Annotated in this window: 6 protein-coding genes; all 6 read left to right on the forward strand. The window is 42.6% G+C overall.

Annotated features, from left to right (window positions below):
* Positions 1–212 precede the first annotated feature (212 nt).
* Positions 213–1,115 carry a chemotaxis protein gene (locus tag N693_RS0102365; RefSeq protein ID WP_025783181.1) on the forward strand — a complete coding sequence of 301 codons (903 nt, stop codon included), beginning with the start codon at positions 213–215 and terminating at the stop codon, positions 1,113–1,115.
* Positions 1,116–1,276: 161 nt separating this feature from the next.
* The gene (locus tag N693_RS0102370; protein WP_037592592.1) at positions 1,277–2,683 is read left to right on the forward strand and encodes a sodium:alanine symporter family protein; all 1,407 of its coding nucleotides are present in this window, start codon (positions 1,277–1,279) and stop codon (positions 2,681–2,683) included.
* Between the two features lie 144 nt (positions 2,684–2,827).
* Entirely contained in the window at positions 2,828–4,945 is a 2,118-nt protein-coding gene (locus N693_RS0102375; RefSeq protein WP_025783183.1) for a methyl-accepting chemotaxis protein, read from the forward strand.
* Between the two features lie 430 nt (positions 4,946–5,375).
* Complete coding sequence (locus N693_RS0102380) at positions 5,376–7,598, forward strand: ribonucleoside-diphosphate reductase subunit alpha (protein ID WP_025783184.1); 2,223 nt, start codon at positions 5,376–5,378, stop codon at positions 7,596–7,598.
* A complete protein-coding gene (locus N693_RS0102385) occupies positions 7,583–8,032 on the forward strand; it encodes a flavodoxin (protein WP_037592595.1) in 450 nt (149 codons plus the stop codon). The genes N693_RS0102380 and N693_RS0102385 overlap by 16 nt, the downstream gene beginning before the upstream one ends.
* On the forward strand, positions 8,002–9,039 hold the full coding sequence (locus tag N693_RS0102390; RefSeq protein WP_025783186.1) for a ribonucleotide-diphosphate reductase subunit beta: 1,038 nt from the start codon (positions 8,002–8,004) through the stop codon (positions 9,037–9,039). Before N693_RS0102385 ends, N693_RS0102390 begins: the two co-directional genes overlap by 31 nt.
* Positions 9,040–9,294: the final 255 nt, after the last annotated feature.

Below are 9,294 nucleotides of genomic sequence, written 5' to 3' on the forward strand. Positions count from 1 at the left end.
ACGTTTTTTATAATAGCCCCATTATGAACACATTTAATCATCTCGCAGACACAGTTCTGCCAACAGATTCTTATAATTTGAGAAAAAGAGGGAAGAGACCTCAATGATTGGATACATTATGCCGAAATAGACTAGTAGAGCCGCTTCGCACAGAACGGCGGGGCATGAGATGAACGATAAAAATTGCGACTACATGAAAAGGAATGATTGCAATGGCTTATGAAAGCGGAATACTATTAGAGAGTGGTACAAACGAACTGGAAATCGTGGAATTCGAAGTGGCTGGAAGCCGATATGGTATTAATGTCATTAAAGTGAAAGAGATTATCGTGCCGATGCCGATTACACCCATCCCTCACGCGGACCCTGCAGTAGAGGGAATCATTCAATTGCGCGGTGAAATCTTGCCCGTCATTAGTATGGAACGTGTATTAGGAATGGGACCGTCTTCGAACCCACAAAATGATAAGTACATCGTTTCATCTTTCAATAAACAACAAGTCGTATTCCACGTCCACAATGTGACAATGATTCACCGGATTTCATGGGATGCAATTGAGAAGCCGTCTGGTGCGTACTCGGCAGAAACCTCTCCAGTCATTGGAGTCATCAAGCTTGGCGGCGACATGATGTTGTTGCTGGATTTTGAAAAAATCGTCATGGAAATTAGTCCTGAAACAGGAATTCGCCTAGAGCAAATCAAGAAGCTAGGGAAGCGGGAACGGTCTGATAAGCGTTTACTCGTTGCTGAGGATTCTCCACTTTTACGGAAGTTGTTACAGACGACGTTATCAGAAGCGGGTTATGAGCGGGTAGAGTTCTTCGAAAACGGGAAAGAAGCACTCACCTATTTGGAAAAGGTTGCAGAGACTGGTGATGTGACTGATGCAATTCAACTCGTCATTACAGATATTGAAATGCCACAAATGGATGGGCATCATTTCACTAGAAGGATCCGGGAACATCAAGGTCTTGCGAAACTACCGGTGATCATCTTCTCTTCTTTAATCACAGATGAATTAAAGCACAAAGGAACAAGCGTAGGTGCAGACGTACAAATCAGCAAACCTGAAATTGCAGAGCTTGTCTTAAAGATCGATCAATATGTGCTTTAAAATTATTCTGCGTATATAAATTTCTATTGCAATTCATGCAGTGTCGGTGGTTTACTAAACCATCGGCATTTTTTTCTTGTCTATCCGTTAAAAAAAGAGGGTAATAGAAGAAACAAGTTGGATCGAAGTTTAATAGAATACAAAAGTGGAGGTGTGGTTTGATGATTACAGACTTTTTAAACTGGATAACAGGCTCGTTTAATAATTATTTATGGTCGTACGTACTTATTGGCTTGTTGCTAGTGCTCGGATTATACTTCACCATCGGAACGAAGTTTGTTCAATTTCGTCTCTTCGGTGAAATGTTCCGTTTGATCACTGAAAAGAAAGATAGCGAAGACGGCGTTTCGGCATTCCAAGCGTTTACAATCAGTGCAGCCTCTCGCGTAGGGACAGGAAATGTGACTGGTGTCGCTCTCGCCATTGGAATTGGTGGTCCGGGTGCGGTATTTTGGATGTGGATTATTGCGATTATTGGAATGGCAACCGCTTTCATTGAGAGTACGTTGGCACAAGTTTATAAAGTGCGAGATGGTGATACGTTCCGAGGTGGTCCAGCGTACTATATGCAAAAGGCGTTGGGGTTAAGAGGATTAGGAATTGTTTTTGCTATATTACTGACACTATGTTTTGGTTTTATATTTAACGCAGTTCAGTCAAATACAATTAGTCAGTCGTTCTCGGATGTGTTTAGCGTTCCGGATTGGGCTGTAGGAATTGTTCTTGTTATGTTAACAGCAATCATCATATTTGGCGGTGTCAAAAGGATTGTAAAAGTAACTCAAGCGATTGTGCCTATAATGGCCACATTATATATTATTGTAGCTTTGTATATTGTCATTGTGAATATTACTGAAATTCCTGCAATGATTACTTTGATTGTTGAGCATGCATTCGGCATCAAGGAAATGGTAGGTGGAGGTGTCGGAGCTGCGATCATGCAAGGTGTTCGTCGTGGGTTGTTCTCAAACGAAGCAGGTATGGGGAGTGTTCCGAATGCTGCCGCGACGGCAAGTGTGACGCACCCTGCAAAACAGGGGCTCGTTCAAAGCCTTGGAGTGTTCTTTGACACGATTATTATTTGTTCAGCGACAGCATTCATTATTCTACTTGCTGGTCTTTATGATAAAGGCGAGGCAGATGGAATCTTGTTGACTCAAGCTTCTATGGCGGAGCACGTGGGTTCTTGGGCACCTTATTTCGTAGCAATTGCAATTTTGTTCTTTGCATTCAGTTCAATAATTGGAAACTACTATTATGGGGAAACAAATATTGAATTCATCAATGCGAATAAGGTTTGGATGACGGTGTATCGTCTCGCTGTATTGGGTATGGTCATGTTCGGAGCAATGGCGAAAGTACAGACTGTATGGGATCTTGCTGATGTCTTCATGGGTCTGATGGCTGTATTGAACCTCATTGTTATTGCAATCTTGAGTCGAATTGCTTTCAAAGTATTGGATGACTTTACTATTCAGCGTCGAAAAGGGTTGAATCCTAAGTTCCAAGCAAAATCGATTCCAGGTTTAAAGGGAACTGAATGCTGGGGCGAAGAGCAGCCGAAGTAACTTTAATTTATGATTAGACAAAAAGAGTCACTGGATGGTTCAATAGTCCAGTGACTTTTTTGTGTCTTTTAGTCTAAAACGCACACCTCTTCTATATCTTCAGGTATACTACTTAAATGTTAAAGTATAGAAGGGGTGTATGTAATGAAGAAGTCTAAAAGTATCGTCTTTAAACTCTCCACACTCATAATAGGGGTGTTTTTCCTGTTATTTGCGCTTTATGCATTAGGAACTTTGATTTATACACATAGCATAACCGTAAATGATGCTGAGGAAATTGCAACAACGGAAACAGAACGAGTTGCACTGAAGTTAAGTGAACAATTTAAGCAAACTGATGAATCGTTAAGTACGACTAAAAGAGTATTGGAAACGATGAATTCGAATTCGAAATTAGATGCATCTGATGTTTTGTCAGTTCTTCAAGCGAATTTAGAAGGAAATCCGAATGCAGTTAGTATGAGTGCTGTATTTGAAAAAGGTGTTCTTTCTACCGACGGGTTATCAGAGTCTAACCAGAAACTCATAGACTCGGAAGGAAGATTCATTCCTTATTTGTTGAAAACCAAAGATGGAATTCAGATAAACTCTGCAATTGGCTATGAGGAGTCGGGTGGAGGAGACTGGTATTTAAATCCAAAGTCTGATAAGAAATCATATTTCCAAGAACCGATACCATATGACGTAAACGGGAAAAATGTGAGTTTCACTGCATTATCTGTGCCAGTAGTTTCGAAAAATGGTGATTTCTCAGGTGTTATTAGTACGAATATGTCTCTAGACTTTCTATCGGAGTTAACAAAAGAGATTGCACCTGAAGGCGGATATGCTGCTGTCATATCTGACGATGGAGTTCTTATCCAAAATAGTTTGAAAGAGCAACTGAACAATTCGAATATGAAGGATGCCATCGATTGGCAGCCAGTGAAAGAAAAATTAACGGAAGGAAAAACAGATTCACTATATGTGGATTCGAAAACATATAACGAAAAGGCATTCAACGTCTTTGCTCCGATTTCATTGAATGGGTTTGATCAGACATGGTCCGTCCAAACAGTTTTACCAAGGACAGTAATCGTTGCTCCTTTTGCACGTATTGTGATCTTTACGTTAATTGCAACTGCAGTTATGGTGGTATTAATTGGCCTCGTTACAGCATTTTTTGTATACCGCCATATTCACCCACTGACACGTGTTCAAAAATCAATGGAAATGGCGGCTTCAGGAGATTTGAGGGAACAAGTAGATGTGAGCAAGCTGAAACAAGACGAAATTGGCTCTGTTGCCACTTCATACAACCATATGCTTAGTCAAACAAATGAAGCGCTTGTGGAAGTATTGTCGGCTTCTTCGCGACTTACGGATTCATCCGCACAGGTAAACCATGCTTTTGAAGAAATCGTTGCGTCCAGTCAAGAGGTCTCTGTTGCGACCGAAGAGATTGCTCAAGGGGCTTCCAAGCAATCTGAAGACACGGAAGAGACGAGCCACCGCATGGGCGACCTCGCAGAACAGATTACTGCGATTTCCATACTATCTGAAAATATGGATGGCTTATCACGTCAAACAGTGGCGTCTACGCAAAACGGACTTGCAGAAGTCGATCGGTTACGCGAACAAAATGAGTTAGCGAACCATATGAACGAACAAGTGGAACAGCAAATGACAGCCTTAACTGACAAAATTTCAGGCATTAACCAAGTGATTACATCCATACAGGATATTACGGCTCAAACGAACTTGCTTGCACTTAACGCGAGTATTGAAGCAGCACGTGCAGGTGAGCATGGAAAAGGCTTTGCCGTAGTGGCTGAAGAAGTACGTAAACTTGCCGAGCAATCGAGCAGCGAAACAGGAACAATCCAACAGACCGTACAAGAAATTCTTGATCAGTCGAAAGCTACTGTTGACGTGATTGCTCAAAACACGAAATCAATGAAGACTCAGAGTGAATCTGTCGCGAGTACAGAAAAGTCGTTTGCACTCAATGCACAACTAACAGATGAAATGAACAAATCAATCGCGGAGCTCTCAGCGAATTTATCGGAAATGATTTCACATAAAAATCAGGCCGTACTTGCAATTCAAAGTGTATCTGCAGTTTCAGAAGAGACAGCGGCATCTGCAGAACAGGTGAGTGCTTCTTCAGTGGCCCAGCAACAAGAACTTGAACGTGTTGCTGATTCTGTGCAACAAATGACACGCATTGCGAGTGAACTTCAAGATGTTGTCGAACGGTTTGAATTAGCGAAACAAGAATAAGCATAGTTGGTAGTTAACAATTAAAACAGAGGATGAGATTGCAAAATTTCTCCTCTGTTTTAAATTTGTCATGCATGAAAATGCATCTATCTGATATGCCGAATAGGAAGAAAAGAGCAAGGATTTTGTTTCTAATAATTTGGAGCGGTGCGAGTAACTGTCCTAACTCAATGTGTGATAAACTAGTCTTTCGAGAGAAAATCCCGGGTGCAAAACACTTATAGGCGACAAAAGAAAATTAACGTCACTTTTTGCCTATTTACTGTTTGGACACAAGATGTTAGGGTAGATATTGAATATAAACACTATATATAGTGCTGATGCCGAAATGCCGTCATAAAGGCTTTCGCAGGAAACGCCTTTGAATCGCGTTTTCTCAGCTCTTTTTTAATTGCTAAAATATGAGAGAAATTGAAAGGAGACGGTCGATATGACATTAACCCGTGAAACGAATGATACAACACGCGTGCTTGAAACTTTGCAGGAGGAATTTGGTGCAGAACGAATTGCTCCACTTACAGAAGCGAGTGACAAATGGTTTGCAAAACATCCAGGAGGAGCACTCGCTGAGTGGACAAATGCAATGGTTCTTGAAACGTTGAGTCTGATTGACGAAGCATCTAGTTACTGGACGTTCGTTGCAGCACGCCTATACTTGCAAAAATTGTATGCAGATCAGCAGCAACTACGCGGGAAAGCTGTCTATTCAAACTTTGCGGGTCATGTTGCGTCTCTCGTTAAACAAGGTCTTTATACGGAAGACTTGACGAAAAACTATACAACAGACGAATTGACAGCAATCGGAGCTCTTATTCAACCTGAACGGGACAAGCTGTTTACATACATCGGCTTGAAAACACTGATGGACCGCTACGCAGCTGTCAACTACTCAAAGGTTCCTGTTGAGTTGCCACAAGAACGTTGGCTCGTGATTGCGATGACGCTTATGCAGCGCGAGACAGAGGATCGCATTGGAAAAATCGCTGAAGCGTATTGGGCGATGAGCAATTTGTACATGACAGTTGCTACACCGACACTTTCGAATGCAGGAAAACCACACGGACAGCTTTCTAGCTGTTTCATTGACACAGTAGACGATTCCTTGACTGGGATTTACAACAGCAACACGGATATCGCAAACCTGTCGAAATACGGAGGCGGTATCGGCGTCTATATGGGGAAAGTACGCTCACGTGGGTCGTCCATTCGTGGATTCAAAGGGGCTTCAAGCGGAGTTCTTCCTTGGATCAAACAACTGAACAATACAGCAGTTAGCGTAGATCAGCTCGGACAACGTCAGGGCGCAGTAGCGGTCTATCTGGACGTTTGGCATAAAGATATTTTCACATTCCTGGATCTTAAATTGAACAACGGTGACGAGCGTCTTCGCGCACATGATATTTTCACAGGCGTATGTTTGCCGGATCTATTCATGGAAGCTGTAGATGCACGTGCAGATTGGCACTTGTTTGACCCACACGAAGTTCGTACGGTAATGGGGTATTCACTAGAAGACTCCTACGACGAAACGAAGGGTGCGGGGACATTCCGAGAGCGCTATGAAGCGTGTGTGAATCATCCTGAAATTTCAAGAGATTCCGTCCCAGCAATCGAAATCATGAAACGCATCATGCGCAGCCAGCTTGAAACGGGCACACCTTATATGTTCTATCGTGATGAAGTAAACCGTGCAAACCCGAATAAGCACGCAGGTATCGTGTATTCAAGTAACTTATGTTCAGAAATCATGCAAAACATGAGTGCCACTGAATTTGAGTCGGTCACATTGGAAGATGATATCGTTGTGACTCGATCGAAACCAGGCGACTTCGTAGTTTGTAACTTGTCGTCCGTCAACTTAGGTAAAGCAGTTCCTGCAGGTGTATTAGAGCGCTTGATCCCAATTCAAGTTCGTATGCTCGATAACGTAATCGATTTGAATAAGATTCCGGTTGTCCAAGCGCAGCGTACAAACAGTCGCTACCGTGGAATTGGACTTGGAACATTCGGATGGCATCATCTTCTGGCACTTGAAGGAATTCAGTGGGAGTCAGACGAAGCGGTTGAATTTGCAGATCGCCTGTATGAACAAATTGCGTACTTGACGATTCGTTCTTCTATGGAAATCGCTGGCGAAAAGGGAGCGTATCCATTGTTCGAAGGATCCGATTGGGAAACAGGTGCGTACTTCGACAAACGCGAATATGTTTCAGACGAATGGAACGAGCTACGTAAAAACGTTGCGGAAACAGGAATTCGTAATGGTTATCTGATGGCAGTTGCACCGAACAGTTCAACATCCGTCATCGCAGGTTCTACAGCATCAATCGACCCTGTGTTCAAACCGTTCTACCATGAAGAGAAGAAAGACTATAAATTGCCGGTCATTGCACCGGACTTGAACCACAATACGTATGATGTTTACCGTCGTTCTGCATATATTGTCGATCAGCGTTGGTCGATTAAGCAAAACGCTGCGCGCCAGCGTCATATTGACCAGTCAATTTCATTTAACTTCTATGTACCGAATAATATCCGTGCTTCTGTTCTGCTTAACCTGCACTTGCAAGCTTGGAAATCGGGAATGAAAACAACGTATTATACTCGTTCAACAGCTTCAGAAATCGAGGAGTGCGAATGGTGTCATTCTTAATTGCCTATGCTTCTTGGAGCGGCAATACTGCAGAAACTGCGGAGTTGATAGAAAAGGCATTAGTGGCAGGCGGTGCATCCGTTCAGATGCATCGCATAGGCATTGGTCCCGTACCGGATTATCGAGATTTTGACGCGATGATCGTCGGGTCATTTACATGGGACCAAGGCTCAACGCCTGATGAAGTGAAAGATTTCGTACTGGATGTCGGCGTGAAGCCGGATCATGTGTACGTATTTGGAACGGGTGATACACAATTCGGTGGCGATGAGCTGTTTTGCAAAGCTGCCGTGAAATTAGCCCGTTTTTATAACTCGGCGCTCGAGCCGCTGAAAATTGAACAAAGCCCGCGTGGCGCGCAAGAAATCCGCGTGACAAACTGGGCAGAGGGAGTGCTAGACCATTGGAGACACTTACACGAGTTAACGTACTAAATCCAACAAATCCAAACAAAGCAACAGCAATATTCGGTGGGGAAGCGAGTGGTATCCTAAACTGGAACAACTTAGCACATCCACATTTCTATACATTGCGTCAAAGAATCCGTTCATTGTTCTGGACAGCAAACGAAGTAGATATGACACAAGACGTGAAGCAGTTCGGGAATCTTTCAAAAGCGGAACGGGATGCATTTTTGAAGATTATCGGTTTACTAGCAACATTGGATGGTCCGCAAACTGTTATCGCAATGAAGATTGCTGACTTTGCGACGGATCCATCTGTTAAGTCGATTATGGCAACAATCGCCGACCAGGAAAGCGAGCATAACCATAGCTATGCCTATGTATTGTCTTCAGTGACAACGTATGACAAGCAAGTGGAATCGTTTGAAATGGGACGGTCAGACGAAGTGTTAATGAAGAGAAACGAACGCATCGTTGAAATTTACAACGAATTTGCAACGAACCCGACAATTGAAACAGTATTGAAAGCAATGGTCTATACGACATTACTAGAAGGTCTGTTTTTCTACAGTGGTTTTGCATTCTTCTATAACATGGCGCGTCACCAAAAAATGGTGGGTACATCAACGATGATTTCGTACATCAACCGTGACGAGTTACAACACGGAAAAGCAATCAGTGATATCTTCCGCGCAGCACTTGCGGAGAATCCTGAGTACAACACAGAAGAATTTACAGAATGGATCTACGACCAGTTCCGTCATTCTGTAGAGCAGGAAACGATTTGGAGCCGCTACGTGCTTGCTGATATTGACGGCATCGACTTGGATGAAATGGACGGCTATGTCAAATACCGTGCCAACAAAATGCTTCGCATGCTCGGACTCAGTGAAATCTATCCTGAATTCATCGACAATCCCATGAAGTGGATCCGTGCTTATACGGACAATTTCGATGGAACAAAAACAGACTTCTTCGAACAAACTTCTCGTCAATACGTGAAAACGAGTGATTTAAACGGATTCGACGATCTATAAATACTGGAAAAGCCAAGTGTTCAGCATATTGCTGATCGCTTGGCTTTTTTTATGGAACAAATACAAGGTGATAAAAAGAAAGGCCATGAATGACTCCGAGTAATCTCTCAAAACAATCGAATTGAAGTCAAGTAGTGATCAGCCCAACAATCTAATGTAAAACGAGATGATTTTGATGGTTAAACTACTCCTTAAGTTAGAAACCTTTATTAATTAAAATGGAAATTGGCCGATTTGACTGATTACGCTAAAGGC

It is taken from the genome of Sporosarcina sp. D27 (assembly GCF_000586555.1).
Taxonomy (GTDB): Bacteria; Bacillota; Bacilli; order Bacillales_A; family Planococcaceae; genus Sporosarcina.

Coding starts and splice junctions, on each gene's coding strand:
- N693_RS0102375 (WP_025783183.1), top strand. CDS start 2,828: ATGAAGAAGTCTAAAAGTATCGTCTTTAAACTCTCCACACTCATAATA.
- N693_RS0102365 (WP_025783181.1), top strand. CDS start 213: ATGGCTTATGAAAGCGGAATACTATTAGAGAGTGGTACAAACGAACTG.
- N693_RS0102385 (WP_037592595.1), top strand. CDS start 7,583: ATGGTGTCATTCTTAATTGCCTATGCTTCTTGGAGCGGCAATACTGCA.
- N693_RS0102370 (WP_037592592.1), top strand. CDS start 1,277: ATGATTACAGACTTTTTAAACTGGATAACAGGCTCGTTTAATAATTAT.
- N693_RS0102380 (WP_025783184.1), top strand. CDS start 5,376: ATGACATTAACCCGTGAAACGAATGATACAACACGCGTGCTTGAAACT.